This window comes from Acinetobacter sp. AL9 (assembly GCF_041464035.1).
In the GTDB taxonomy this organism is placed as follows: Bacteria; Pseudomonadota; Gammaproteobacteria; order Pseudomonadales; family Moraxellaceae; genus Acinetobacter; species Acinetobacter towneri.
Genome location: NZ_JAYFSK010000254.1, coordinates 1 through 255, shown reverse-complemented (window position 1 = coordinate 255; position 255 = coordinate 1). Strand labels below are relative to the sequence as shown.

The 255-nt window shown below is 37.3% G+C and carries 1 pseudogene; it reads left to right on the top strand.

The features are described from left to right. Position 1 precedes the first annotated feature (1 nt). Positions 2-255, top strand: a pseudogene (locus ACEO2X_RS14570) (RNA-guided endonuclease TnpB family protein); the annotation flags it as partial.

Here is a 255-nt window from a genome sequence, read left to right as displayed (position 1 = left end):
CATAAAAGACAAACATTGCAAGGTGCTAAATCAGTTAGCATCCGAAGTAAATTTTGTCTGGAATTATGTCAATGATTTGTGTTTTAAGCATCTACAACGTAAACAACAATTCTTTTCAGCATACGACCTTGCAAAATACACGAAAGGCACATCGAAAGAATGCAACTTGCACAGTCAAACTATTCAGGCAGTGACAGAAGAATTGGTCACAAGACGCAAGCAGTTCAAAAAAGCAAAACTAAAATGGCGTGTCAG